The following is a 26,082-nucleotide window of genomic DNA, read 5'->3' as shown; positions in this document are numbered from 1 at the left end:
GGCTACATCATATTCCACGGCGGTCGCTGTTTGAGCGCCGCGGCCCCTTCCGGCAGCACGTCGGCGCGCGAAAGGACCGTACGGGTGACTACGTCGGCCATCGGTCCGAGCTCAGCAAGTGGCCGGTTGCGGTGGGTGCGCTCGCCTAGGTTGACTTGGGTGATGGCGTTGGGGTGGGTGGCGTTGACGTCGATAAGCAACCCGACCTCTACCCCATAACCTGCAACGAAGGGCAACTCCAGGGCGGTTTCGCGGCGGATGGCGTATTCACCCGCCAGCGGCTGATCAAGGGTGGCGAGCTCCGGAAAGTAGGTGCGCAGCAGCGGTTTGGCGGTCAGCTCGGTTACGCGCCCGCCGGCGCCGAGCCGCTCGTAGGTGGCGTTGACCAGGTGAATTGCGGGGTCCGCAAACGGCGTGGCCAGCGTGTCCACCCACCAGGGCTCCACGTTGGTCACGTCCGCATCCACAAACACCACCACGTCCCCGCGCGCGGCTTTCACCCCGCGCCACAGGGCCTCCCCCTTGCCGGGCCAGGGCTTTTGCTTATCGACGCCACGCCAACCCACCACACGCGCCCCCACCCGCGCCGCTTCCGCGGCGGTGTTGTCAGTGGAGGCAGAATCGATCACGAGGACCTCATCAGCGCACGACGCCAAACACGCCTGTGCAACGTGCGCCACCGTGGCTTCCTCGTTGAGCGCCGGGATGACCACGCTGACGGTCAGGTTTCCAATCACGCCAACCCCCGGACGGTGTTCAGCGGCGGAGCCTGGCCGGCAATCGCGGCGGTCATGCGGATCACGTCGACGGTTTCGCGGACCTCGTGCACACGAAACGCCGCCACGCCACGCGCTGCCGCCCACGCTGTCGCCGCCAAGGTGCCGGCCACGCGCTCGCCCACCGGACGATCCACCGTCTCACCCACGAAGTCCTTATTGGACAGCGCCATCAGCACCGGCCAGCCGGTAGCCACTAGTTCATCCACGCGTCGCAAAAGCTCAAGGCCGTGGAAGGTGTTCTTGCCAAAGTCATGCGTCGGGTCAATGAACACCAGGTCTTCCCGCGCCCCTAAAGACACCGCGCGCTCGGCAAGTGCGGTGGTTTCGGCAATCACGTCGGCCACTACGTCGTCGTAACGCACGCGGTGCGGGCGTGTGCGCGGCACCGCGCCACCGGTGTGTGAGCACACGTACCCCACACCGTTTGCGCCTGCGACCTCCACCAGCTGCGGGTCAAACCCCGCCCACGTGTCATTGATCAGGTTCGCGCCTGCGTCCACCGCCGCTTGGGCGACGTCCGCACGCCACGTGTCCGCGCTGATCACCACATCCGGGTGCGCAGCACGCACCGCGGCGATCACCGGCACGATGCGCTCAATTTCCTCTACAGCGTCGACCTCGTCGCCGGGGCCGGCTTTGACCCCGCCAACGTCGATAATGCTCGCCCCGTCCGCCACCGCCTCAGTTGCCCGCGCAACGGCCGCATCAACGGCAAACGTTGCACCCTGGTCATAAAACGAGTCCGGGGTGCGGTTGACAATGGCCATCACCTGGGCCAACGGTTTACCCAAGGATTTAGACATCTGGGCGTTCAATAACGGAGTCCGCGAGAGATTCGCAGCCGGTGAGACGCGCATCCGTCATTACGCGGTGCGCAGAAACAATGTGGTCAATAGCTTCCTCAACGGAGTCGGTCACGATGAACAGCTCATCATCTCCAGGCGAAATCAGCCCACGGCCAAGCAGCTGCTCACGCAGCCACGTAACCAGGCCGGACCAAAACTCTGTGCCCATCAACACGATCGGGAAGTTGGTCACTTTGCCGGTCTGCACCATGCACAGCACCTCAAAGACCTCATCCATCGTGCCAAAACCACCCGGCAAGGAGATGAACGCCTGCGAGTACTTCAAAAACATCGTCTTGCGGGCAAAGAAGTAACGGAAGTTCAGGCCCAGATCCACCCAATCGTTCAGGCCCTGCTCGTGCGGCAGCTCAATGCCCAGGCCCACCGAAATGCCACCCGCCTCGTGCGCGCCGCGGTTCGGGCCTTCCATCAGGCCCGGCCCGCCGCCAGTGATCACCGCGTAGCCAGCCTCCGTCAGCGCCTTGCCAATCTCACGCGCCAGCTCATACTCCGGGGTGCCCTCCCCCAGACGCGCCGAGCCAAACACGGTTACGGCCTTCGGGATTTCCGACAATGCGTCGAAACCAGCCACAAACTCAGACTGAATACGCATCACGCGCCACGGGTCCGCATGCTTCCAGTCATGATCCGTGTGGCCCAGGGACTCCAGCAGACGCTGGTCATACGTCGTTTCCTGCTGCTGTTTGCTGCGCAGCATCAACGGGCCCCGCAGCTTGCGGTCGCGCTCTGGCCGTCGTGGAGTGATGTGGGGTGCCAAGAAAACTCGCCTCCTATTTCGCCGTCAGGTAGTCCATGAGCTGCTCGTACACATGCTCAATCTGGTCAACTGGGCACTGCTCATCGCGCTTGTGCGCAAAACCGGGATCTCCGGGACCGAAGTTGACGGCCGGCACCCCCAGACTAGAGAAGCGTGCCACGTCCGTCCATCCGTATTTGGCCCGCACATTGCCACCAACGGCGCGCACCAACTCCGCGGCCACCGGGTCGTCGAGGCCGGGGAGGGCGGCGGGCGCCACATCGTCGTAAATCAGCTCCAATCCCGGCTCCAAGGCCAGCACTTCCTCCAAGTGGGCTTTTGCACTATCGACGCCACGATCCGGCGCATACCGAAAATTCACCGTCAACCGTGCAAAATCCGGAATCGTATTGGTGGCCACGAACCCTTCCATGCCCACCACGTTGAGACCTTCGCGGTACGTACAGCCCGCGATCGTGACATCGCGCGGCTCATAGGCCGCAATTCGGCCCAGCACCCCAGCCAACTTATGCGCGGCATTATCACCCAGCCACGAGCGGGCAGAATGCGCCCGAGTACCGTGCGCGTCTACAAACACCCGGATCGTGCCCTGGCAGCCGGCCTCGATGATGCCTCCCGAAGGCTCCCCAAGCAGCGCAATATCACCCGCCAACAACTCCGGATGATCACGCTCCAAGTGATAAAGCCCGTTGTACTTCGTGGCAACCTCTTCGCCCTCATAGGCAATAAACGTCAGGTCAAACGCCGAAGCCTCCGGATTGTTCGCCAACGCGGCAAACGCCGACAGGTAACACGCCAACCCGGACTTCATATCCACCGCGCCGCAGCCAAACAGCACACGTCCTTGCGCGGTGTCTTCGAAATGGTGCGGCGTGTTATCTGCAAGCGGCACCGTATCCACATGGCCAGCAAGCACCACGCGCTGCGTCTTAGCAAAATGCGTGCGCGCGACAATCGTGTTGCCAAAACGATCAACACTGACAGCGCCAGCACTGCCAGCACTGCCAGCATCAAGGCCACGTAGCGCAGCCTCAATCACATCGGCAATGTTCGCCTCATGGTGCGAAGGCGACTCGATATCGATGAGTTCGGTGGTCAGGGTCACGGGGGCGTCGATAAGCGAAAGCTCCATTGCGCCGATGCTACTTGGTTATGATGCAACAATGCTGCAAGGAGCCCACGGAATAGGAATTGCCAACATCGCCATGGACGGGACGGTGCTGGACACCTGGTACCCCAGCCCACAACTCGGCGGCGAAAACCTCACCACCGCAACCCGGCGCGTCTCCGCACGCGAATTGTCCGACCGCTTCTTAAACCTCATCGGCATGGACCACGACCGGCTCGTAGAACTCGTGCCCGTACGCACCGAAATCGCCGATCTTTCCGCCCCACCCATCGACGCCCACGACGTCTACCTCCGCCTCCACCTGCTCTCCCACAGGCTCGTCCAACCCATGCAAATCAACATGTTCGACTGCCTCGAACACCTCGCCGAAGTAGTCTGGACTAACAAAGGCCCCTGCCTTGCCGACAACTTCGAATACATCCGCACCAACCTGCGCTCCCGCGGCCAAATTCAAGTCTTAAGCATTGAACAGCTCCCCCGCATGGTGGACTACGTGGTGCCCACCGGCGTTGCCATCGCCGAAGCCGAACGCGTCCGCCTCGGCGCCCACCTCGCACCAGGCACCCAAGTCATCCGCGAAGGCTACGTGTCATACAACGCCGGCACCATCGGCCCGGCGCGCATCGAAGGCCGCCTGTCTTCTTCCGTAACCGTCGGCGAAGGCAGCAAAGTCGCACTCAACGCGCTGGTTGCCGCCGACGAAGGGGTGCGCCGCAACCGCAAACCCCTCACCATCGGCCGAAACTGCAAGCTGCGTCACTCCTCCGGGCTGATCGGCGTAGACCTCGGCAATAACTGTGAGCTCGGCCTCGGCGTCGTCCTAGAGCCGAGCACCACGCTTTTCGACGCCCGCGTCGGCCACCAAGTCCACGCCCGCGACATCAGCGGCGAATCCAACATTGTCATCAGCAACGAACCATTTTCGAACTCCCCAGTACTGCGCCAACGGCCGTAGGCTAACGTCATCCCCATGGCAGACAACACCTCGCTCGGGCGAGGACTTCAAACACGACACCTCACCATGATGGGCCTCGGCTCCGCCATCGGCGCCGGGCTTTTCCTCGGCACCGGCGTAGGCATCGCCGCCGCAGGACCGGCCGTGCTTTTGGCCTACATCATCGCAGGCTTCATCACCGTCTGTGTGATGCAGATGCTGGCTGAAATGGTTGCCGCACGCCCCTCCTCCGGGGCGTTTTCCACCTACGCCGAGCAAGCCTTCGGCCGCTGGGCGGGCTTCGCCATCGGCTGGCTCTACTGGTTCATGATGATCATGATCATGGCGGTAGAAATCACCGGCGCTTCCGCGATCATCGCCTCCTGGTTTTCCATCTCCCCATGGATCCCAGCACTCATCGCCATCGTGGTGTTCACGCTGATCAACTTCGCCGCAGTGAAGAACTACGGCGAATTCGAATTCTGGTTCGCCCTGATCAAAGTGCTAGTCATCGTGGCGTTCCTCGCGCTCGGCGTGGCACTGTGGCTGGGATTGTTGCCAGGCACGTCCTTTGTGGGCTTAAGCCAGATCCGCGACGTCGGCTTTATGCCCAACGGCTTCGGCGGCGTAGCCACCGCACTACTGGCCGTAGCGTTCGCCTTCGGCGGCATCGAACTTGTCACCATCGCGGCCGCCGAATCCGAAGACCCCGAAGTAGCCGTGCACTCCGCCATCAGGACCATCATCTGGCGCATCTCCGTGTTCTACATCGGCTCCGTGCTGCTGATCGTGCTACTTCTGCCGTTTGACCAAATCGGCGGCGCCAACGATGCCTCCGAATCGCCTTTTACCGCCTTGCTGCGCCTCGCCAACATCCCAGGTGCCGTTGGGATTATGGAAGCCGTCATCGCCGTCGCATTGCTCAGCGCCTGCAACACACAGGTCTACGGATCCTCACGCTTCCTCCATTCCCTCGCCGTGCGTGGCGACGCCCCAACCTCCTTCGCCCAAACCGACCCCCGCGGAGTCCCCGTCCGAGCCGTGCTGGTGTCCGTCTTCTTCGGGCTTGTCGCCGTTGGTCTGCAGTACTGGAACCCGCCGGGGCTTTTAGCATTTCTGCTCAATGCCGTCGGCGGCTGCCTGATCGTGATCTGGTTCGCCATCGCGTTTTCCTTCCTGCGCCTCCACCCGCAGCTGGTAACGCGAGGTGAAATCACCCACGTCCGCATGTGGGCACCCAGCTGGCTGCCCTGGGCCACCATCGCCCTAATCGCAGGCCTCGTCCTGCTCATGCTCACCAACCCAGACGGCCGCTTCCAGGTTTTGGCCGTCACCGTCGTCGTCGGCGTCATCTGCCTCGCCGGCGCAATCTGGACCCGAAAGACCCCACAATGACCACCAGCACACCCAGCACCCTAACCACCGACGGTGATCTTGGCACCGGCCTGAAATCACGCCACCTCACCCTCATGGGGCTCGGCACCGCAGTCGGCGCCGGGCTCTTCCTCGGCGTCGGCGTAGGTATCCGCGCCGCCGGCCCCGCCATCATCATCGCCTACATCATCGCCGGCGCCATCGTCATCGCCGTAATGCGCATGCTTGGAGAAATGGCCGCCGCCCGCCCCTCCTCCGGCTCCTTTTCCACCTACGGCCGACAAGCCTTCGGCCACTGGGCAGGCTTCCTCCTCGGCTGGCTCTATTGGTTCCTGCTGATTATGGCGTGCGGCGCCGAAATCACCGGCGCATCCGCCATGATGGCTGGCTGGTTCAACGTCCCACAGTGGGTACCAGCCCTTGTAGTGGTTGCCTTCCTCACCGCCGTCAACCTTGCGCAAGTGCGCGGCTTCGGCGAGTTCGAGTACTGGTTCGCCATGATCAAAGTCGCCGTGATCGTCGGGTTCATCATCATCGGCGCAGCCCTCTGGCTGGGCCTGTTGCCGTCCAACGGCTTCGTCGGCTTTGACAACGTCCGTGAATCCGGATTCGCCCCGCACGGCATAACCGGCATCGCCGCAGGTCTGCTGGCCGTGGCATTCGCTTTCGGCGGTATCGAAGTGGTCACCATCGCCGCCGCGGAATCCGAAAACCCGGCACAAAACGTCAAAACGGCCGTTAACACCATCATCTGGCGTATCGCGCTGTTCTACCTCGGCTCCATCGCCGTCATCGTGCTGCTTCTGCCATACGCCCAGATCGACGGCGCCGACTCCGCCGCCGACTCCCCGTTTACCCAAGTGCTTGAGCTGGCGAATATTCCGGGCGCCGTAGGACTCATGGAGGCCGTGATCGTGCTCGCACTGCTGTCCGCGTTCAACGCCCAGCTCTACGGCACCTCCCGCCTGATCTACCAGCTGGCCCTGGAAGGCGACGCCCCACGCTGGACCGCCAAAACCAACGCCAACGCCGTACCCACCAACGCGGTACTGATCAGTGTTTTCTTCGCATTCGTGGCCGTCGGCCTGCAGTGGTGGAACCCGCCGGGGATGATCGACTTCCTCATGGCAGCAACTGGCGGCTGCCTGATCGTCACCTGGACCATGATCACCCTGAGCTACATCAAACTGCACCCCCAGATCCATGCCACCACCGTGCGTGTGCGCGGCGCGTCCTGGGTGCCCTGGGTCACCCTCGCCGCCCTTGTGGGGCTTACGGTGCTCATGCTTTTCGACGCCTCATCACGCACCCAAATCATCTCCGTCACCATCCTTTCCGCCGTCCTCATCGGTCTGTCGTTCCTGACAAAATCCAGCAAGGGCTCTAGGAAGGGCTAAGGTGTCTGTCATGACTTCTGCATCCGCCCGTGGTTTGGCAACCGTTACGCACGACGGCACTGTTTTGGACGTTTGGTACCCCGCCCCGAAACTCGAGGGCACCGGCGAGACCGGCACCACCCGAGTTGAAAAAGAAGACTCCCGCTTCGCCGACTTGGTGGGCCCGGATGAGGCGCGAGGGGTGGCTCGCGTGGTCGTCGATACGCAAATTGCTGATCTTGATCAGCCAGCTATCGACGCCTACGACGTCTACCTGCGCCTCCACCTGCTCTCCCACCGCCTGATCAAGCCGCACGGCGCCAACATGGACGGCGTGTTCGGCCTGCTGGCAAACGTAGTCTGGACCAACTACGGCCCCTGCGCCGTGGCCGACTTCCAGATGACCCGCGCACGCCTGGCCGCCAAGGGCCCAGTCGTGGTGTTCTCCGTAGACAAGTTCCCGCGCATGGTGGACTACGTCGTCCCCTCCGGCGTGCGTATCGGCGATGCGGACCGCATCCGTCTCGGCGCACACCTCGCCGAAGGCACCACCGTCATGCACGAAGGCTTTGTTAACTTCAACGCCGGCACCCTCGGCGCCTCCATGGTTGAAGGCCGCATCTCCGCAGGTGTTGTGGTTGGCGACGGCACCGACATCGGCGGCGGCGCATCCATCATGGGCACCCTATCCGGCGGCGGCAAGGAAGTTATCTCACTCGGCGAACGCTGCCTGCTCGGCGCCAACGCCGGTGTGGGCATCTCGCTGGGCAATGACTGCATCGTGGAAGCCGGCCTCTACGTCACCGCATCCTCCAAGGTGGAAGTCAACGGCGAAACCGTCAAGGCCGTAGAACTTTCCGGCAAGGACGGGCTCCTGTTCCGCCGCAACTCCCTCTCCGGCGCCATCGAGGTAGTACCCGCTAAGGGCGTCGCACTCAACGACATCCTCCATGCCAACTAACCTCACCTGGCCGCTGCCGGAGGACGTCCTCGTCGACGCCGACTTGGCGCTCATACCGTGGTCACAAGTACGCACCATCGCGGATGTGCGCGAAGATCTGATTGCCGCGTGCAATGACCCGCGCATGGTGCGCTGGACGCAAGTCCCCCACCCCTACACCAAAGACATGGCTGAGGCGTTTTTAGAAAACCCCGGACCAGAGTGCATGCGGTGGGCGCTTGTTATCCACGCCCGCTTCTCCGGCAACATCGAACTGCGTCTGGGCTCCGCCCAACACCGAACAGCCACCTTCGGCTACAACGCCGCCCCCTGGGCACGCGGACGCGGCGCAATGACGCGCGCAGTCCGTCTGGTCAGCGAACACGCCTTTTCCCACGGCTTCCACCGCCTGGTGATTCAGGCAGCGGTAGACAACGCCGCCTCCCGGCACGTAGCCGAGCAGGCTGGCTACACCTTCGAAGGTGTCATCCGCGGCGGCGAATTACTGCACGGGGAGTTCATCGACCACGCGCAGTACTCACGCCTCGCCAGCGATTAGCCAGCAGCTAGTCACGGAGACGTAGCGTCACCGAAAAGTAGGCGCATCGCGCCTGGAGTTCTAGCCGGTACGGCCCGCCCGCTTGGCGACACCCACATCGGCGTCCCACCCCTTAGCTCTATTCGGCCTCGATAGTGGTGCGCGGGATCGTCGTCATTGACACCGTTGTGATAGCGACACAGCGGCGAAAGATTATTCATGTTCGTCATCCCGCCGCGTGCCCAGGACTGCACGTGGTGCATTTCGCAGGCGTCGGAACCGTGGCGGCAGTCAGGCGCCGGACACACCGGCATCAACAACCCCGCCAGGTCACGCTGCTTCGCGTTGGCGAAACGCTGCGTCCGATACAGGTTCACCGCTCCCTCGCGAGGATGGAACAGCGCCACCTCCAGCTCTGCGCCGTAGTGCTTGGCTAGGAACTCCGCACCGGTCATTGACGTGCCGTCCGTCAGGTGCAGGGTCACCTCTGCTGCGGCGGCTGCGTCAGTGCCGGTGGCGCCGGTGGCGGGTGCGTCAGCGCCGGTGGTTGCTGCGGCACCCAAGCGGATCCACTGCGGCAGCGGGATGAGGATCATCGGGCGGGGTGCGGCGTGCGGGATGCGGGTGGGGGCGCTGGGTGGGTTGTCGTAGGCGTCGTTACGCAAAAGGCCCACAAACGCATCTGCAAGCTGGGCTGCGGCGGGACGCTCGTGGTCGATGACCTGGCGCAGCGCGTGCTCCACATCCGCAATGTCGCGCTCGGCATAGGTTAGCGTCATCGTCCGCATACCCGACTTCGAACGGCTAAAGCGCAGCTGCTTCTGCGGCGGCGGCTTCGGGGTGTCAATGAGGGTATCGGCGTGGCGCGAAAGGGCGTCATAGCGCCCAGTGAAGCGCAGCAGTTCCTCGCGCAGGCGCCAGCGCTCGCCGTCGTCGGTAACGCGGCGCAGTTTGCGCTCTATAAGCACAAGCTTGTCCAGGCTCGCCCCTCCCGCCATCTCGCGGGCCTGCGCCTGCCTACGCGTAAAGCGCGTCGGCCCGTAATAGACGCCGTGAACGGCCTGCCATTCACGCACCCTAGACGGCGCGATGCACACCGCCAACGCCGCGTCACGGTCGAAGCCAGCCAGGGTATCCACCCCCGCCGAAAGAAAGTCCCCAAAGTTCATGAGCCACAAGCTAATGCGCGCCAAAATCACACACAAGCGCCGACGCTTGCGCCTGTGGATAAGTTGAAGTTATCCACAGGTGGAGCGTCGCTAAGCAAAAGGCCCAACGCGCTGACCTGCTGGTTTAGGAAGCGGCCTTCGGCTTACCGAATGCCCAGAATTTGTTAATCACGAAATTGACGGGCATGGCCGCAAACGTCGAAATTGCCTGCGCCCAATAGCTCTTGGTGCGAAGCCCCGTAGAGTCATCAAACAAATCCGCCGGCAACGCGAAGGGTGAGTTCGGGTTCATCAAAAACGTCATCACCGTCAGCGACACAACCAGCGCCACCACACCCGTGGCCAGAAACGGCACATACCCGCGCAGCCACGAACGCCCGCCCTCCCCGCGGAACGTCCAGGAACGGTTCAACTGATAGTTCCACGTATTCGCCACCACAAACGCCACTGTGGACAACACGTGGTACCAGCGCACGTTAAAGCGCGTGCCGAGGAGGTTGAAAAACACCTCGGACTCGTGGACGCCAAAGCCGGAGTCCAACAGCTTCTTGAACACATAAAACGCGGCCAAGTTGACCAGCACGCCGGAGCCGCCGACGATGCCGAACTTCAGAAACTGTGTGACACCAGCCGCAAACCGTTGCGGGGTCATTCCTAGCTTGCGCCTAGGCGCTGCGCTGCTTCGGCAGCGTGTGCATCCGTTGTGGTCATAGCCACGCGCACGTGGTCTCCACCCGCCGGGCCGTAGAAATCACCCGGGGCGGCAAGGATGCCACGCTCAGCCAGCCACGCGAGCGCCTCGCGCGAGCTCAAGCCGTCCTTCCTCGCCCACAGGTACAAACCAGCCTCAGAGTTATCCACCTCAAAGCCCGCGGCAACCAAGCCCTTCAGCAACACGGCGCGACGCGCGGCGTACGTGGTGCGCTGCAGCTCCTCGTGTGTGTCGTCCGCAAACGCGGCGACCATCGCCGCCTGGATCGGCCCCGGCACCATGAGACCCGCGTGCTTGCGCGCCTCCAGCAGCTCCTGGACCAACGCCCGGTCGCCGGAAATGGTGCCCGCGCGGTACGACGCCATATTCGACGTCTTCGACAACGAATGCAACGCCAGAAGACCCGTGTTGTCCCCGCCAGTCACGCTCGGATGCAGGATGGACACCGCCTCAGCGGACCAGCCGAGGTAGAGATAGCACTCATCAGAGGCCACAATTGCACCGGTATCGCGGCTGAACTCCACCCAGGACTTCAGCTGGTCAACGCCCATAACCGCCCCCGTCGGGTTGGATGGGGAGTTGATGAAGGCCAACGACGCGCCGTCGATAGGCAGATCAGAGCGCACCACCTTGCAACCCGCAATCAGGGCGGCGACCTCATAGGTGGGGTACGCAACCTCGGGGATGATGACCGTCTCGCCGCGCATGCCCAGAAGCGTGGGCAGCCAGGCGATAGCCTCCTTCAGGCCAATCGTCGGCAGCACCGACTGCTCATCCAAGCCCGTAATGCCGAAGCGGCGCGAAAGCGCCTCCACAATCGTGCGACGCAACTCAGGCGTGCCCGCCGTCTGCGGGTAGCCAGGGATCGCGGCGTGCTCCGTCAACGCAAGCTGGATCGCAGGCGCGACCGGGTCCACCGGCCCGCCAACGGAAAGGTCAATCAGCCCGTCCGGGTGCGACGCGGCTTTCGCCTTCACGTCTGCAATCGTGTCCCAGGGGAAATCGGGCAACACCAAGGCCAAAGGGGTACGCATAAAATCTAGTCCTGGTTCTGCGGCGGCAACGCAGCCACAAACGGGTGGTCAAAATCAAGCGCGCCCGTCTTCGCGGCGCCACCTGGGGAACCGAGTTCATCAAAGAAGCCAACATTGGCGTCGTAGTACTCACTCCACTCTTCCGGAGTGTCATCCTCGTAGAAGATGGCTTCCACCGGGCAGGCAGGCTCACAAGCACCGCAGTCCACGCACTCATCCGGGTGGATGTAGAGCATGCGCTTGCCTTCGTAGATGCAGTCGACCGGGCATTCTTCCACGCAGCCGCGGTCCTTGACATCAACACACGGCTGAGCAATTACATAAGTCATGCGCTCTAGTATGTCACTTCGCCCTGGCGAGGGGCCAAACGCCGCCGACCAAACCGGCGACGAACGCCCAACCACCGCCAAAGAAGATCCATACGACGCACCACACCCCCAAAGGAACCAGCCACACAATGCGTCGCGACGTCCACAGCGCGGCAGTACGCGTGAACACCAACGTTGCCAACGGCATAAGTATCCACGCAAGCGGTTGCCACAGATACGTTGCCCCCACAAACGCGGAAACCGCGGCGAAAACACTCAGGAAGCCATAAGCCTGGATAATTTCGCCGCGGGAAAACTCGCGGGAGTCGCCACGCTTTACAGTCCGCAAAAAATCCCGTCCGCGTCATCCGGCAGCGGCGCACCCGCCCCGAGCTGGTAGTGCTCCACGCGCTGCAGCGGCTGCACGATCAGGTTGCTCAGGGCGTAGTAGACCATTGGGCCGTCACAGAGCACTGCGTGTGGGTTGGTTTCAGAAACCAGGCCGTTGGCAATCCACAGCTGAGTGGCGTGGGCTTGCATGGAGGCGGTTTTGGCGGAATACGTGGCGTCGTCAAGCAAAATGCTCAAATCGGCTGTCTCTACCCCATCGAGCTCTCCTGGCTGCGGCAGGCGCCAACCGGCGGGGGCAACCGCGGGCAGGGCGGCGTTAGTCTCACGCGCGAGGCGGACGGTGTGCAGCACGCGCGGCACCTGGGCACGAGTGGCAGCGGCGTGTGTGATGCGGTGGGCCTGGATGTGGTCCGGGTGGCCATAGCCGCCGACCTCATTGTAGGTCACCACAACATGCGGGCGGATGCGCTCAAACAGCGCCACCAGCAGGTCGGTAGCGGTGTGCGTGTTATTCACAAACGCGCGCGGGTTCTGGTGTGCTGGCGAGCCGGCCATGCCGGAATCACGGAAGCGACCGGCGCCGCCGAGGAACTCACCGCGGGCGCCGAGCGCACGCAGGGAGGCCGCAAGCTCGCCGATGCGGAAGCCACCAAGCTGGTCGGCCTCGCCGGCAACCAGGTGCTGGTACGTCTCTCCGATCACCTCGCCTTCTTCGCCGAGGGTGCAGGTGACCACGGTGACGTCCGCGCCACGACGTGCAAGATCCGCAATGGTGCCGCCGGTAGTAATCGCCTCATCGTCCGGGTGCGCGTGGACGAATACGGCGCGATAGCCGATGAGATCCCGCATTTACTTATTCAGCTGCTTGGCGCGGGAACGTGCACGGCCACGCTCAGTGGCGTTGAGGATGATCTTGCGAACACGCATCGCTTCGGGCGCGACCTCGACGCATTCGTCCTCATCACAGAACTCGATGGCCTCGTCCAGCGACAGGGTGCGGGCCTTCTGCAGCGTCACGGTCGTATCGGCGCTGGCTGCACGCATGTTGGTCAGCTTCTTTTCCTTGGTGATGTTGATGTCCATATCCTCATCACGCGAGTTCGCGCCAACGACCATGCCCTCGTAGGTCTCAGCGCCCGGCTCCACGAAGAAGTCGCCGCGGTCCGCCAGCTGCTGCAGGGCGTATGCGGTGACCTGGCCGGAGCGGTCTGCTACCAGGGAGCCGGTCGGGCGGCCCTTGATTTCGCCTACCCATGGACGGTGCTCGATGGAGTACGAGTTGGCAATGCCGGCGCCGCGGGTTTCGGTGAGGAAGGTGGTGCGGAAGCCGATCAGGCCTCGCGACGGCACGTCAAACTCCATACGCACCCAATCACCCGCACCGGTGTTGGACATGGCGGTCATCTGCCCCTTGCGGTTTGCCAGTAGCTGGGTGACGGCACCCTGGTGCTCACTCGGCACGTCGATAACCATGTGGTCGTACGGCTCGTAGGTCTTGCCGTCGATCTCCTTGGTCACTACCTGCGGCTTGCCCACGGTGAGCTCAAAGCCTTCACGACGCATCGTTTCAATCAACACCGTCAACGCCATCTCACCACGGCCCTGGACCTCCCAGGCGTCCGGGCGCTCCGTCGGCAGCACCTTAATGGAGACGTTACCGATCAGCTCCTGGTCCAGGCGCGCCTTGATCATGCGAGCAGTGAGCTTGTCACCGCCGTTACGGCCAGCCATCGGCGAAGTGTTCACGCCAATGGTCATGGAAATCGCAGGGTCATCCACCTTGATGCGCGGCAGCGGTGCAACGTGCTCCGGGTCGCACAAGGTGTCACCGATCATGATTTCGTCCACACCGGAGATTGCGGCAATGTCTCCGGCAACCACATCCTCGGTGGCGGGGACGCGATCCAGGCCTTCAGTGACCAGGAGCTCAGCCACCTTCACGTTCTTCACATGCTGGTTGCCTTCCGCGTCATAGTGCACCCACGCGACCTGTTGGCCCTTCTTCACGGAGCCCTTGAATACGCGGATCAGTGCGATACGGCCCAGGAAGGAGGAGGAGTCCAGGTTGGTCACCTGCGCTTGGAAGGGGGCGTCGATGTCGGCGGACGGTTCTGGCAGCACGTCATAGATAACGTCAAACAGCGGCTGCAGATCCTCATTGTCCGGCAGGTTGCCGTTGCCCGGGTTTTCCTGGGAAGCACGGCCCGCGCGGCCGGAGGTGTAGAGCACTGGCAGTTCCAGCAGGTTTTCCGCAGCCTCAGCTGCTTCCGGATCTTCCAGGCCAGCGCCCAGCTCAAGCAGCAAGTCCTGGGCTTCTTCAACAACCTCATCAATACGTGCGTCCGGACGGTCAGTCTTGTTCACACAGATGATGACCGGCTTCTTGGATTCCAGCGCCTTGCCCAGCACGAAGCGGGTCTGCGGCAGCGGGCCCTCAGATGCATCAACCAAGAGCACAACGCCGTCCACCATGGACAAGCCGCGCTCAACCTCGCCACCAAAGTCGGCGTGTCCCGGGGTGTCAATCACGTTGATCACCAGGTCGCGGCCGTCCTTACCGGCACCTGCGCGGCGGATGGCGGTGTTCTTGGCCAAAATTGTGATGCCGCGCTCGGATTCGAGCTCACCGGAGTCCATCACGCGGTCGCCGTGTTCACCGTGGTCACCGAACACGCCGGACTGCTCCAGCATGGCGTTGACCAGGGTGGTCTTGCCGTGGTCAACGTGGGCAACAATGGCTACATTTCGAAATTCAGGGTGCGACACTTAACCGCTGCTCCTTATATATAGGCGGTATGAACGTCTAAACACTACCCCTCTGACTTCCGAATCGCACGTTCGCTCTAGCTGGTCATTGAGCTTTCCCTGTGCCGTTCAGTAGGGTGTGGACCTGCCCCGGCAGTCTTGACTTTTCAGCCCTTTCGCCTGTTCGGCCTGCTTCTTTGTGGCCCACAACACCACACACGGCAGGGAGCAAAAACTCGATTTCACCTTGACGTTGTTACATAAGTGACTATTGTTGCTCAAGTGACGTTTTCCCTGCCCAAATCAATCCGCGCCTCCGCAAGCACCGTGCTTACCGCGCTGAGCGCATCCCTGTTGGTCGGCGCGAGCGTTTTCGCCTCCGCAGCCAGCGCTCAAGCATCCTCTGCTTCGTTTGGACTGCTTGATGAGCTAGGCCGACCTACTCCACAGGTAGTCCAGCGCGTCCATGACTTTGCAGACAAACCGTTCGTACCTGACCAGGTAGCTAACGCCCTGCGCACGGCGATCACGTTCTACGCCGGTGGTGGAGAACTCGGAGGCCCCCCGCTGCCCGAGGACGCTCCCCCGTTCACCCAGTTCTACTGGCCAACGGTATCCTCCCACTGCATTGGCCCTGGCCTGCACTCCACAGCATCAGCGCTCGTCGTCCCAGGTCCGGCCACCACCCCGGCACCTGGAGCTAACGCTGGGGAGGTCACGTTTGTCTTCACCGCGCTTGGCACACCGGCCGCCGCACCCGACCAGGGGTTGATGAAGGTGTACTGGATCAATCTCAACAATTTCCGCACGGGCGTAACGCCTTTAGATAACAATCTGATAAACCCATCAGGACCGGCAACCCTGTCCGCAACCGCAAAGACGGGCACTGGGCGCGTACTCGCAGTTGTAGACGGAGGCGTGCGCACCCAAGACAGGGTGTGCAACTTCGCCCCCACCGCCGCAAGTTTTTCTGTGAGGTAAGAGATGAGCGTTGACCTACACCCTGTCAAGCAGGAAACCTTTGACACGGTCTCCAAAACCAACGTGGACCCCAAGGGATTCCTCCGTGAGGTAGACACGTTTCGGGTGACTGACTTTGGCCTGTACATGGCACGTGGGGCAAACCACCCCCGCTTTGGCTACCTCGAAAGCTGGCTGCTTCCAAAGCTCGGCCTGAGAGCCAACATCTTTCACTTCCGCGAGGGTGTAGAAGAAGAGCAGGAGTATTACTTCGACGTTGCGGACATTGACGTTGACGGCGACGTATGGACAACGCGTGACCTCTACGTTGACTTAGTCTCAAACACCGGCACTCCTATCGACGTCTTGGATATCGACGAACTCGCCGCAGCTACCTCCGCAGGGCTAATCACTGCTGAGGAAGCCGAGAAAGCCATTGACTGCACCTTGAATGCCGTCGAGGGCATCACCCGTCACAGCGATGATCCGATGGAATGGCTGCGCACCCTCGGCATCGAGCTGACGTGGGCGGATGAGGTGGAACTCACCCCCGTCGGCTAGCAAAAAGCCCTTTGGCGCAAATTAATGCGCCGAAAATGGTGTGACACATCACTTTTTTCATTAACGTTTATGAAACCCACTGCTTTCGTGGCAATAAGTTTTGTTTTCCGTTGAAAGGATGACCGGTCACATGAAGAACCGCATTCGCCTCGCCGCAATCGCCGGCCTGTCCACCATCTCCCTGACCCTCACCGCATGTGCAGGTGACAGCACGGAGTCCACCAGCGCCGGCACCTCCACAGAGTCGAGCCAGGCTGCAGAGTCCACTGGTGAGTCCACGGGTGGCCTGGAAATCAACGCCGCTGGAGACTACAACCCGCTCGAGCGCGACCAAATCCAGGACGGCGGTGAGCTGACCATGGCTATCACCGAGATGGCTGAGCAGCAGAACGTGTTCCACGCCAACATGAACCGCTACACACGTGACGTGTGGGTCAAGTACAACCCGCAGCTGACTCTTTTCGACGGTGACGGTACCTACCACCCGAACCCGGCCTACCTCAGCGACGTGAAGGACGAGGTTGTGGACGGCAAGACCGTGGTCACCTACACCATCGTGGATGAGGCCAAGTACAACGACGACACTCCGATCGACTGGACCGCATTTGAGAACACCTGGAAGTTCAACAACGGCTCCAACCCGGATGTTCAGGTCAACTCCACCGACGGCTACGAGCTGATCGAATCTGTCACCCGTGGCGAGACCGACAAACAGGCAGTTGTCACCTTCAAGCAGGCATACCCGTGGTGGGAGGGCCTCTTCGGCAACCTCGTTCCGCCGCAGGTTGACTCCGCTGACACCTTCATGAACGCCTACCTCAAGCAGCTCCACCCGGAGTGGGGCGCAGGCCCGTTCAAGGTTGAAAACGTCAACTTTGAAACCGGTGAAGTTTCCTTCGTGCGCAACGAGAAGTGGTGGGGCGAGCCTGCCAAGCTGGAGCGCATCTCCTACCGCGCAATGGAGGACCAGGCTTCCATCAACGCTTTCCGCGCAGGTGAGATCGACCTGACCGGCGTTGGTTCCCGTGACCGTCTGGAGACCGCACGTCAGATGGGTGACCAGGCTGACATCCGCGTCTCCCTGCGTCCGTCGAACTTCCTGCTGACCATCAACTCTGAGGCACCGGGCCTGGATGATCCGAAGGTGCGCGAGGCAATCATGACGGCAATTGACCGTTCCCAGCTTGCCGCGATCCGCTTCAACGGCCTGGACTACACCGAGGACCTGCCGGGCTCCTTCACCCTGTTCCAGACCCAGGATGGCTACGAGGACAACTTCGGCTCCGTGGTTCAGTACGACCAGGAGAAGGCAAAGAAGCTGCTCGAGGAGGCTGGCTACTCTGAGGCGAACCCGCTGACCGTTCGCTACGTCACCCTGGGTGACTCCCCGATGGTTCAGGCCACCACCTCCGCAATGCAGTCCATGCTGCGCGCAGTTGGCATCGACGTCCAGATCGAGGAGCGCCCGAGCTCTGACTTCTCCAAGGTGACCTCCGAGAAGGACTTCGATCTGTTCATGATGGGCTTCTCCTCCACCGACCCGTTCGGTGTTGCCTACTTCGGCCAGGTCTACGCATCTGATTCTGAGCTGAACAAGTCCGGCACGGGCTCCGCTGAGCTGGACGCGAAGATCGAAGAGCTGCAGAAGATCGAGGACGCTGACGAGCAGATCAAGCGCGCTAACGAGCTTGAGAAGGAAGCTTTCGGCGAGTTCGGCATCATGCCGTACGCCAACGGCCCTGAGATGGTTGCTACCAAGCCGGGCCTGGCTAACTTGGGTGCTATGTCCTTCGCAGTGCTGCCGATCGAGAACGTCGGCTGGGCGAAGTAAGAGACCCGGTAACCGTTGATCACGTCGCGTAAATCCGCCGAGGCCCTTGTGGCTTCGAGCGGATTTATGCGTTTTGACACAGACTGAGAGACGCCATGTTCCGCTACCTCATAAGGAAAATTCTGAGCTGGAGCCTCATCGTTTTTCTGGCCACCAACCTCACGTATTTCCTCGCCAGCTTCTTTTTGGACCCGCGCGCCAACTACTTCGGCCGTCGCCCTCCGCTTTCACCAGAGCAGATCGATGCTTTGCTTGAGCCCAACAACTTGAGCCCGAATACGCCGATAATTGAGCGTTGGTGGACATGGCTCACCGGCATCCTGACACGTTGGGACTGGGGTAACTCCCCGCTCGGTGACTCGGTGAACGAACAGATTGCGTTTCGCATCTGGGTCTCCGCCCAGCTGACGTTCGTGGCAACCTTCCTGTCCATCGTCATTGGTGTGGCAGTGGGCGTGTACACGGCGTCGCGCCAGTACAAGCGCGCCGACCGCGTTTGGCAGGGCATTTCCATCATCACGATGAACACGCACGTGGTTGTGGCGTCTATTGCAGTGGTGTGGCTTGGCATCAAGATCAACGAGTGGACCGGGCGCCGTATCTTCTACGTCACCGGCGCATCTAACTCCAATGTGCAAGGCACGTGGAACAAGCTAGTTGACTTTGGTCAGCACCTTATCTTGCCCACGCTTGCGCTGCTGATCATTTCCTACGCGGGCTACCACTTCATGCAGCGCACCTTGCTGCTGGATAACTTGAACGCGGACTACGTCCGCACTGCTCGCGCCAAGGGCCTGACCAAGGCGCAGGCGGTGCGCAAGCACGCGCTTCGCACCTCACTGATTCCGGTGGCAACCTCGGTGGCATTCTCCGTTCCCGGTATTTTCACCGGTGCGGTGATGACGGAGCGCATTTTCGCCTGGAACGGCATGGGCCAATACTTCATCCAGACCATCAGCCGCAACGACGTGCATGGCGCAGTTGCTGTTGCGGCCTTCGGCGCCGCGATGACCGCAATATCTGCGATCTTGGCGGACCTGCTTGTGGTGGCACTTGATCCCCGAGTCCGGGTTAGCTAGGGAGGCACACCAATGTCGACGAAATACACCGGATCTAACTCTGGCCAGCCACGTCGCGCCAGCCAGAACCTGGGTATGCACGCAAACATCCCAGTTAATGACATGACGGCTACGTCTGAAACCGGACGCCAGGCAGACGGCACGGCAAGTGCTGAGCCACTAAACCAGTCCGCAGCACTACGCGGCACCAGCAAGAGCCGTATCTACCTGCGCCGCTTCCTGCGAAACCGCATGGCGGTAGTAGGCACGGTTATCTTCATCGTGCTGGTCCTGCTCGCTGTCTTTGGCAAGTTCATCACGCCTTGGGCCTACGATGAACCGGACTTTTTGAACCTAGCCACCGGCCCAAGCAAGGAACACTGGTTTGGTACCACTGACTCCGGCAATGACCTATTCGCTCAGGTTGTGCACGGCCTTGGCCGTTCCCTGACCATTGCAGTGCCAGCAGCGCTGGCTATCACGATCCTCTCTGCGCTCATTGGTGCAGGTGCTGCGCTCTACGGCGGTGCGCTTGAAAAAATTGTGCTGGCAATCATCCACTTCATGCTGGCAGTGCCGACCTTCTTGATGATTGCACTGTTGGTCTCCGGCTCTGGCGGCGACTGGAAGGTGCTCACCGTGGTGCTCATCGCTTTCGGCTGGATGTACCCCGCTCGTGTGATTTGGTCACTGGCTTTGTCTATCCGAGAAAACGACTACGTTCGCGCCGCCCGTTTCATGGGTGTCTCCCGTCCGAAGTCGATTGTGCGCCACATCATCCCCAACGTGGCGTCGCTGTTGGTGATCCAGTTCATGATGGGCGTGGTCTCCACAATCATGAGTGAGACCGCCCTGTCCTTCCTTGGCTTAGGCGTGAAGCTGCCAGATGTGTCTCTGGGTACCCTGCTGCAGACCGGTACCGGAACCCTGATCACCACCCCGTGGCAGTTCTACTTCCCGGCGCTTGTGCTGACGCTGTTGACCGTCTCCATGGCTTTCATTGCTGACGGCCTGCGTGACGCTTTTGACCCGAACTCGAACTCTGGAGGCCGAGCATGACATCTTCCGTGAATTCCGCTAACCCGGTACTTAGCGTTCGTGACCTCAACGTTTCTTTCCCCTCGGAGGCAGGCGTTGTCTCCGCGGTACGCGGCGTGGACTTTGACCTCTACCCCGGCCGAACCCTTGGCATTGTGGGCGAGTCCGGCTCGGGCAAGTCGGTCACGTCCATGGCTGTGATGGGGCTTTTGCCGGATTACGCCAAGGTCACCGGCTCGGTGCTGTACAAAGGCGAGGAACTGCTGACCAAAAACGACAAGGCCATGTCGCACATCCGCGGCAACGAGATCGGCATGATCTTCCAGGACCCACTGTCCGCTTTGACGCCGGTGTATGACATTGGTACGCAGCTGGTGGAAGCCATGCAGGCCCACAACAACATTTCCAAGTCCAAGGCACTCACCCGTGCGGCTGAGCTTTTGGACCTTGTGGGTATTCCGGAGCCGCAGAAGCGCCTGAAGTCCTTCCCCCACGAGTTTTCCGGTGGTATGCGCCAGCGCGTGGTCATTGCTATTGCGATTGCGAATGATCCGAAGGTACTGATCGCGGACGAACCAACCACCGCCCTCGACGTGACCATCCAGGCCCAGATCCTGGACGTGATCAAGGTTGCGCAGCGTGAAACTGGCGCGGCTTGCATCATGATTACCCACGACATGGGCGTGGTTGCTGGCACCGCAGATGACGTGCTGGTGATGTACGGTGGCCGCCCCGTGGAAAAGGCCGGCGTGCACACGCTGTTTAAGGCCCCGCAAATGCCGTACTCCATCGGCCTGCTTGGTTCCACACCGCGTGTGGACGTCCCCTCAGACGAGCCCTTGACGTTTATCGAGGGCACCCCGCCGAAGCTGGTGAACATGCAGGAACGCTGCCAGTTCGCGCCGCGCTGCCCGATCGCTGTCCCGGAGTGCTCAAACGGCGAGCCGAAGCTTGAGCCTGTGGGGGATAACGAAGGCCACGAGGTCGCCTGCATTCGCCACAACGAGATTGAAAACGGCACGATCAACGGCTGTCCGCTCTACCCCACCCCGGTGCTTCCGGAGGATTCGCTGGCTAACGTGCCTCGCGAAGAGCGCGAGGTGACCCTGGAAGTGGAGAACCTGAACAAGGAATTCCCGCTGACTAAGGGTGCGTTGGTGAAGCGTCGCGTAGGTACAGTGCACGCGGTAAAGAACGTCTCCTTCGACCTTCGCGCCGGTGAGTGCATGGCTATCGTGGGCGAGTCCGGCTCCGGCAAGACCACCACCTTGCTGGAGATCATGAACCTGGATCCTGCTCCCGGCAGCCGCATTGTGTTGTGCGGTGAGGATGCCTCGAAATTCAACCACGCGTCTCGTCAGAAGGCCCGCCGCAACCTGCAGATGGTGTTTCAGGATCCGATGAGCTCGCTGAACCCGCGCATGACGGTCAAGGAGATCATCCAGGAGCCGCTGAACGCGCTTGGTTACCAAGGCGACAAGGACGAGCGTATTGCTGAGCTGATGCGCACCGTAGGTCTGGACGAGTCTCAGATTGACCGTTTCCCGGGCCATTTCTCGGGAGGCCAGCGCCAGCGCATCGGCCTCGCCCGTGCGCTTGCCACCAACCCCTCGGTGATTGTGCTGGATGAGCCGGTCTCAGCGCTCGACGTATCTATCCAGGCTGGTGTGATTAACCTGCTGGAGTCCCTGAAGCGCGAGCTTGGCCTGTCGTACCTGTTCGTGGCACACGATCTGTCGGTGGTCCGCCACCTGTCGGACCGTGTTGCGGTGATGTACAAGGGCGACTTTGTGGAATTCGGCGACGCGGATGAGGTGTTTGATAACCCCCAGCACCCGTACACCAAGGCGTTGTTGTCTGCGATCCCGATTCCTGACCCGGAGGTTGAGCGCAACCGCGTGCGCCAAACCTACCAGCCGGAATAGGGCCTTGTTGCTTGTCGACGCCCCCTTAGGGCACTGGTGTTAACGAATCTCGATACCGAGGTCTTCGCCAGTGCCCAATTCAATGCCCAAGCCCGGAACCGAATTGATCAGGTTCTGGGTGTATGGGTCTTGCGGATTATCAAAGATGTCGTCCGAGCTACCCTGCTCCACGGCAACGCCTTGGCGCATCACCACAATGTCGTCGGCGGTCTGGCGGACCACAGCTAGGTCGTGGGTAATGAACAGGTAGGAAAGGTCGAGCTCGTCCTGCAGGTCTGCCAGCAGGTTGATGATCTGGTTTTGCACCAGCACGTCAAGTGCAGACACGGCCTCATCCAGTACGACAACTTCCGGGTGCAGCGCAAGCGCTCGCGCAATTGCGATGCGTTGGCGCTGGCCGCCGGAGAGTTCGTTCGGGTAGCGTCGCATAGCAGAGCGCGGCATCTGCACCATGTCTAGCAGCTCAGCAACGCGAGCTTCGCGCTCCTTGCGGCCGCCGACCTTGTGCAGCGCTAGTGGTTCCTCGATGCACTTGTACACCGAGAACATCGGGTCGAGTGAGCCGTAGGGGTTTTGGAACACCACCTGGACTTTGCGGCGCATCTCAAACAGCTCTTTACCTTTAAGCTGCGCAATATCCTGGCCCTCGAAGATCACTCGCCCACTGGTCGGCTCGAGAAGACGCAGCACCATGTTGGCCACGGTAGATTTGCCGGAGCCGGACTCGCCGACGAGGGCGAGCGTCGTGCCACGTCGTAAAGAAAAGCTCACGTCATCAACCGCACGAAGGATTTTCTTGGCGCCTCTTTGGCCGCGCACGTCGAATTCCTTCACCAGGTTTTCTACGCGAACCACTTCCTCGCCATCGCGCTTTCCGGCAACGCGCTCTGCGGTTTCCAGCCCCTGTGCCTTAGCGGACTGGATTCGTGCAGACGCCAATGACGGCGCCGCCTTCACCAACCGCTGCGTGTACGGGTGCTGCGGGTTACGCAGAATCTTCAGGCTTGGGCCTTTTTCCACGATGCGGCCGCGGTGCATCACTACGAGGAAGTCGGCGCGCTCAGCTGCCAACCCGAGATCGTGAGTAATAAACAGCAGCGATGTGCCCAATTCCGCGGTGAGCTTGTCCAGGTGATCCAGGATTTTCTTCTGCACCGTGACGTCGAGGGCGGATGTTGGTTCGTCGGCAATGAGCAGCTTCGGGCGTGCAGCCAGGCCGATCGCAATGAGCGCTCGCTGGCGCATGCCTCCAGAGAACTCGTGCGGGTACTGCTTCGCTCGGCGCTCAGCGTCCGGCAGGCCGGCTTCCTCCAAAAGCTCAACAACGCGCTTGTGGCGCTCGGAGCCTGGCACCACGTTGTTGGCGCGCAGCGACTCCTCCACCTGTGTGCCAATGCGCCACACCGGGTTGAGGTTGCTCATCGGGTCCTGTGGCACCAGCCCAATCTCGCTGCCTCGGATTTCCTGCCAACCCTTCTCGTCGAGGTTGGTCAGGTCCTTGCCGTCGAACGTGATGGTGCCGTTGGTCACCTTGCCGGTTCCTGGCAACAGGCCCAAGATGCTCATCGCAGCGGTGGACTTGCCGGAGCCAGACTCACCCACAATGGCCACGGATTGGCCTGGGTAGATCGTCAGGTCAAAGTCACGTACGGCTTCCACCACACCCGTGGTGGATTCGAAGGTGATCTTGAGGTCTTCAATGTTAAGCAGTGGCTGGTTCATCGTTTCCTCGCCTTCGGGTCGAGGGCGTCGCGGACCACGTCGCCCATCATGATAAAGCTCAGCACCGTCAGTGCCAGGGCAATTGCCGGGTAGAACAGCACCATGGGCTGGGTGCGTAGGGACGCCTGCGCCCTCGAAATATCTCCACCCCACGACACCACGGACGTTGGCAAACCAATACCAAGGAACGACAGCGTTGCCTCAGCAACAATGAACGTGCCCAGCGCCACCGTCGCGTACACAATGATCGGCGCCGCTGCATTCGGCAGGATGTGGGAGAAGATGATCTTGCTGTCGCTGGCGCCAAGTGCGCGCGCAGCGGTCACGAACTCGTCGTTCTTCACGCCCATCACCGCGCCACGAGTAATACGTGCGATCTGCGTCCAGCCGAACATAGACAGTGCAAGCACCACCATCCAGATGGAGCGCTGGTTTTGGAACATGGACATGACCACGATCGCAGCCAGCACCAGCGGGACGGCGAAGAAGATGTCCGTCAGGCGAGACAGCAGCGTGTCCCAGATACCACCGTAGAAGCCGGCGATGGAACCGATGATGGTGCCAAGTGCGGTAACAATCAGCGTGGTTAGCACGCCCACAGCAACGGATGCACGTGCACCGTAGATGGTGCGCGCGTAAATGTCGCAGCCTTGACGGTCAAAACCAAATGGGTGGCCCGAGGTCGGTCCATTCAGTGAGCGCGACAGGATGCACTCACGCGGGTCAGTAGCGGTGAACAGCTGAGGTGCGATTGCCACGGCAAGCGCCATCAGGATCAGTGCGGCTGCTACCCAAAACAGGGGGCGGCGACGCAGGTACTTCCACGCTTCGCCCCATTGGCTTGACGGCGCCCGGTCATCGGCCACAGCGTCAACGGCGCCCAGGCCCGACTCATCAGTCTCAGCTACGTAGTATTCCTGCCCAGGCAGCCCAGTGTCTACAGTATCTACAGCGTTATTGGTTCTTGGGTTATGCATAGCGAATCCTCGGATCCAGGACAGCGTAGAGCAGGTCCACCAGCAGGTTGGCAACGATGTACACGATCACCAGCACCGTGGTGAATGACACCACCGTGGCAGGCTCACCCTTGATGATTGCTTGGAAGATGGTGCCGCCAACGCCGTTGATGCCAAAGATGCCTTCGGTAACAATGGCGCCGCCCATCAGCCCACCAAGGTCAGCACCCAGGAAGGTCACAACCGGGATCATGGAGTTGCGCAGCACGTGGCGGTTCATCACTTGGCCGTTGGACAGGCCCTTAGCACGGGCGGTACGCACATAATCCGCGCGGAGGTTTTCGCTGACGGACTGCCTGGTTAATCGCAACACGTACGCAAATGACAAGGCGCCTAGCACCACCGCGGGCATTAACAGCGCTGTGAAGCTTTCGTTTCTTCCCACTGTCACGGGGAGTAATCCCCACTTCACGCCAACGAGGTACTGCAGCACGAAACCGATAACAAAGCTCGGCACCGCAATAACAAACAGGGAGACAACCAGCACCGTGGAGTCAAAGAAGCCGCCGCGGCGCACACCGGCGATCACGCCGAAGATGATGCCAAAGATGGCCTCAAAGGCCAGCGCCATCAGCGCCAGCTTGATGGTTACTGGGAAGGCATTCGCCATCACGGAACGCACCGGCTGGCCGGAGAACGTAGTGCCGAAGTCCAGCGTCAAAATGCCTTTGAGGTAGAGCAGGTACTGGATTAGAAATGGCTTGTCTAGGTTGTATTCTTCGGTGATGCGTTGGCGAGCAGCTTCGCTCAAGCCTCGGTCGCCGCCGAGCGCTTCGACTGGGTCGCCCGGCATAAGGAAGACGAGGGCATAGAGCAAAAGCGTAGCCCCGAAGAACACGGGGATGATTTGCAAGAGCCGCCGCCCGATGTAGCGCCACATGGGTTAGTTCGCTCTCTTTCGGTTAAGCAGTTTCGTTGACAGGTTCGGTTGTCGGTGTTGTGGACACGCTTGGCAGAAT

At 61.3% G+C, this 26,082-nt stretch carries 25 protein-coding genes; 11 read left to right on the top strand and 14 right to left on the bottom strand.

Translation table 11 applies throughout. From position 1 onward, the window contains the following. Positions 1–2: 2 nt before the first annotated feature. Genes HMPREF3101_RS00960 through dapE form a run of 4 tightly spaced genes read right to left on the bottom strand, consistent with a single transcriptional unit; the run spans position 3 to position 3,534 of the window. Positions 3–725 carry a glucosyl-3-phosphoglycerate synthase gene (locus tag HMPREF3101_RS00960; RefSeq protein WP_070462094.1) on the bottom strand — a complete coding sequence of 241 codons (723 nt, stop codon included), beginning with the start codon at positions 723–725 and terminating at the stop codon, positions 3–5. Between the two features lie 8 nt (positions 726–733). Further along, positions 734–1,582, bottom strand: coding sequence for a dihydropteroate synthase (folP, locus tag HMPREF3101_RS00955; RefSeq protein WP_246816587.1), 849 nt, complete (start codon positions 1,580–1,582; stop codon positions 734–736). After that, positions 1,575–2,402, bottom strand: coding sequence for an LOG family protein (locus HMPREF3101_RS00950; protein WP_246816586.1), 828 nt, complete (start codon positions 2,400–2,402; stop codon positions 1,575–1,577). The genes folP and HMPREF3101_RS00950 overlap by 8 nt, the downstream gene beginning before the upstream one ends. Positions 2,403–2,415: 13 nt before the next feature. After that, entirely contained in the window at positions 2,416–3,534 is a 1,119-nt protein-coding gene (gene dapE / locus HMPREF3101_RS00945; RefSeq protein ID WP_070462054.1) for a succinyl-diaminopimelate desuccinylase, read from the bottom strand. A gap of 31 nt (positions 3,535–3,565) precedes the next feature. Between dapE and HMPREF3101_RS00940 the strand changes: the two genes are divergently transcribed. From HMPREF3101_RS00940 to HMPREF3101_RS00920, 5 genes are read left to right on the top strand one after another with little or no spacing between them, the layout of a single operon-like run. Beyond that, positions 3,566–4,486: a 2,3,4,5-tetrahydropyridine-2,6-dicarboxylate N-succinyltransferase gene (locus HMPREF3101_RS00940; RefSeq protein WP_070462053.1), complete on the top strand. Its 921-nt coding sequence runs from the start codon at positions 3,566–3,568 to the stop codon at positions 4,484–4,486. Between the two features lie 15 nt (positions 4,487–4,501). Next, positions 4,502–5,860, top strand: coding sequence for an amino acid permease (locus HMPREF3101_RS00935; RefSeq protein WP_070462052.1), 1,359 nt, complete (start codon positions 4,502–4,504; stop codon positions 5,858–5,860). Continuing rightward, entirely contained in the window at positions 5,857–7,236 is a 1,380-nt protein-coding gene (locus tag HMPREF3101_RS00930) for an amino acid permease (protein WP_070462051.1), read from the top strand. Before HMPREF3101_RS00935 ends, HMPREF3101_RS00930 begins: the two co-directional genes overlap by 4 nt. 10 nt (positions 7,237–7,246) lie before the next feature. Beyond that, positions 7,247–8,176 (top strand): 2,3,4,5-tetrahydropyridine-2,6-dicarboxylate N-succinyltransferase, encoded by a 930-nt coding sequence (dapD, locus tag HMPREF3101_RS00925; RefSeq protein WP_070462092.1) that lies wholly within the window; start codon positions 7,247–7,249, stop codon positions 8,174–8,176. Beyond that, positions 8,166–8,714, top strand: coding sequence for a GNAT family N-acetyltransferase (locus HMPREF3101_RS00920; RefSeq protein WP_070462050.1), 549 nt, complete (start codon positions 8,166–8,168; stop codon positions 8,712–8,714). The genes dapD and HMPREF3101_RS00920 overlap by 11 nt, the downstream gene beginning before the upstream one ends. 11 nt (positions 8,715–8,725) lie before the next feature. On the opposite strand, the gene HMPREF3101_RS00915 is transcribed toward HMPREF3101_RS00920, so the two are convergent. From HMPREF3101_RS00915 to typA, 7 genes are all read right to left on the bottom strand, one after another. Then, positions 8,726–9,862 (bottom strand): HNH endonuclease signature motif containing protein, encoded by a 1,137-nt coding sequence (locus HMPREF3101_RS00915; protein ID WP_083280012.1) that lies wholly within the window; start codon positions 9,860–9,862, stop codon positions 8,726–8,728. Between the two features lie 124 nt (positions 9,863–9,986). Next, positions 9,987–10,514, bottom strand: coding sequence for a GtrA family protein (locus tag HMPREF3101_RS00910; RefSeq protein ID WP_070462048.1), 528 nt, complete (start codon positions 10,512–10,514; stop codon positions 9,987–9,989). 2 nt (positions 10,515–10,516) lie between these two features. After that, positions 10,517–11,608 carry a succinyldiaminopimelate transaminase gene (gene dapC, locus HMPREF3101_RS00905; RefSeq protein WP_070462047.1) on the bottom strand — a complete coding sequence of 364 codons (1,092 nt, stop codon included), beginning with the start codon at positions 11,606–11,608 and terminating at the stop codon, positions 10,517–10,519. Positions 11,609–11,613: 5 nt separating this feature from the next. Then, complete coding sequence (gene fdxA / locus HMPREF3101_RS00900; protein ID WP_070462046.1) at positions 11,614–11,937, bottom strand: ferredoxin; 324 nt, start codon at positions 11,935–11,937, stop codon at positions 11,614–11,616. A gap of 13 nt (positions 11,938–11,950) precedes the next feature. Beyond that, entirely contained in the window at positions 11,951–12,265 is a 315-nt protein-coding gene (locus HMPREF3101_RS00895; RefSeq protein WP_070462045.1) for a hypothetical protein, read from the bottom strand. Further along, on the bottom strand, positions 12,253–13,116 hold the full coding sequence (mshB, locus tag HMPREF3101_RS00890) for an N-acetyl-1-D-myo-inositol-2-amino-2-deoxy-alpha-D-glucopyranoside deacetylase (RefSeq protein ID WP_070462044.1): 864 nt from the start codon (positions 13,114–13,116) through the stop codon (positions 12,253–12,255). Before mshB ends, HMPREF3101_RS00895 begins: the two co-directional genes overlap by 13 nt. Then, positions 13,117–15,033, bottom strand: coding sequence for a translational GTPase TypA (gene typA, locus HMPREF3101_RS00885; protein WP_070462043.1), 1,917 nt, complete (start codon positions 15,031–15,033; stop codon positions 13,117–13,119). A 243-nt stretch (positions 15,034–15,276) separates the two neighbouring features. On the opposite strand from typA, the gene HMPREF3101_RS00880 reads away from it, so the two are divergent. The 6 genes from HMPREF3101_RS00880 (at position 15,277) to HMPREF3101_RS00855 (ending at position 22,385) form a co-directional block, all read left to right on the top strand. Further along, positions 15,277–15,993: an Rv1157c family protein gene (locus tag HMPREF3101_RS00880; RefSeq protein ID WP_246816585.1), complete on the top strand. Its 717-nt coding sequence runs from the start codon at positions 15,277–15,279 to the stop codon at positions 15,991–15,993. Between the two features lie 3 nt (positions 15,994–15,996). Then, on the top strand, positions 15,997–16,533 hold the full coding sequence (locus HMPREF3101_RS00875) for a ribonuclease FAU-1 family protein (RefSeq protein ID WP_070462042.1): 537 nt from the start codon (positions 15,997–15,999) through the stop codon (positions 16,531–16,533). Positions 16,534–16,663: 130 nt separating this feature from the next. After that, complete coding sequence (locus tag HMPREF3101_RS00870) at positions 16,664–18,364, top strand: ABC transporter family substrate-binding protein (protein WP_070462041.1); 1,701 nt, start codon at positions 16,664–16,666, stop codon at positions 18,362–18,364. Between the two features lie 95 nt (positions 18,365–18,459). Beyond that, positions 18,460–19,443: an ABC transporter permease gene (locus tag HMPREF3101_RS00865; protein ID WP_070462040.1), complete on the top strand. Its 984-nt coding sequence runs from the start codon at positions 18,460–18,462 to the stop codon at positions 19,441–19,443. 12 nt (positions 19,444–19,455) lie between these two features. Beyond that, entirely contained in the window at positions 19,456–20,481 is a 1,026-nt protein-coding gene (locus HMPREF3101_RS00860; protein ID WP_210386143.1) for an ABC transporter permease, read from the top strand. Next, the gene (locus tag HMPREF3101_RS00855; protein WP_070462039.1) at positions 20,478–22,385 is read left to right on the top strand and encodes an ABC transporter ATP-binding protein; all 1,908 of its coding nucleotides are present in this window, start codon (positions 20,478–20,480) and stop codon (positions 22,383–22,385) included. The genes HMPREF3101_RS00860 and HMPREF3101_RS00855 overlap by 4 nt, the downstream gene beginning before the upstream one ends. A 39-nt stretch (positions 22,386–22,424) precedes the next feature. Here the strand turns inward: HMPREF3101_RS00855 and HMPREF3101_RS00850 are convergent, their stop codons facing one another. Genes HMPREF3101_RS00850 through HMPREF3101_RS00840 form a run of 3 tightly spaced genes read right to left on the bottom strand, consistent with a single transcriptional unit; the run spans position 22,425 to position 26,003 of the window. Continuing rightward, the gene (locus HMPREF3101_RS00850) at positions 22,425–24,107 is read right to left on the bottom strand and encodes an ABC transporter ATP-binding protein (protein WP_070462038.1); all 1,683 of its coding nucleotides are present in this window, start codon (positions 24,105–24,107) and stop codon (positions 22,425–22,427) included. Further along, complete coding sequence (locus HMPREF3101_RS00845; RefSeq protein ID WP_070462037.1) at positions 24,104–25,084, bottom strand: ABC transporter permease; 981 nt, start codon at positions 25,082–25,084, stop codon at positions 24,104–24,106. The genes HMPREF3101_RS00850 and HMPREF3101_RS00845 overlap by 4 nt, the downstream gene beginning before the upstream one ends. Beyond that, positions 25,077–26,003 carry an ABC transporter permease gene (locus HMPREF3101_RS00840; protein WP_070462036.1) on the bottom strand — a complete coding sequence of 309 codons (927 nt, stop codon included), beginning with the start codon at positions 26,001–26,003 and terminating at the stop codon, positions 25,077–25,079. The genes HMPREF3101_RS00845 and HMPREF3101_RS00840 overlap by 8 nt, the downstream gene beginning before the upstream one ends. Positions 26,004–26,082: the final 79 nt, after the last annotated feature.

The sequence above is a fragment of the Corynebacterium sp. HMSC29G08 genome (assembly GCF_001806875.1).
Taxonomy (GTDB): Bacteria; Actinomycetota; Actinomycetes; order Mycobacteriales; family Mycobacteriaceae; genus Corynebacterium.
This window is presented reverse-complemented; position numbering and strand designations above follow the sequence as displayed.